Origin of the sequence: Bowmanella yangjiangensis (assembly GCF_017255015.1) — a bacterium.
In the GTDB taxonomy this organism is placed as follows: Bacteria; Pseudomonadota; Gammaproteobacteria; order Enterobacterales; family Alteromonadaceae; genus Bowmanella; species Bowmanella yangjiangensis.
Genome location: NZ_JAFKCS010000303.1, coordinates 363 through 957, shown reverse-complemented (window position 1 = coordinate 957; position 595 = coordinate 363). Strand labels below are relative to the sequence as shown.

Genomic DNA, 595 nt, shown 5'->3' with positions numbered 1-595 from the left:
AAGTTGGTGTTCCAGCTCAGGCTGCTGGCCAGCGGCATCTTCAGGTTACCCTCGAAGCCTTCGACCACCGCACGCGGAATGTTGGTCCACTGGAACACGTTGGCCACGCGCGTGCTGCTGCCCTGGGTGAAGTTGACCGAACCCACCGGTGTACGGCCCGCTTCGACCTTGTCGCGGTAATCGTTGCGGAACCAGGTCAGGCTGGCATGGTAGTCGGCGGATTCGAACTCGATGCCCAGCTCCTTGTTGACGCTGGTTTCCGCTTCGAGATTCTCGTTACCCACCAGGAAGCAGCCCGGCCCGCCTGTGACGAAGTCCCAGCAGCCGAGGCCGTTGCTGTACAGCGCGTAGGACGCGTTGCTCTGGTACAGGTTGGGCACCTTGTAGGCCCGTGCGATACCGGCCTTGAGGGTGAAGTGGTCGTCCAGGCGATGCGACAGGTTGAGCGACGGGCTCCAGTTGCCGCCGCTCAGGCTGTTGTGGTCGTAACGCAATCCGGGCGTGAGAACGGTGCCGGGACGCAACTCGATGTTGTCCTCGACGAACAGCGATGCGGTACGCATGGCGATGTCGCCATCGAAGCGAGTCGGGTAAC

At 62.4% G+C, this 595-nt stretch carries 1 protein-coding gene; it reads right to left on the bottom strand.

The window, feature by feature from the left end; translation table 11 throughout:
- On the bottom strand, positions 1 to 563 hold a 563-nt coding region (locus J0A65_RS24150; protein WP_232850131.1), incomplete at its 3' end, for a TonB-dependent receptor domain-containing protein.
- Positions 564 to 595: the final 32 nt, after the last annotated feature.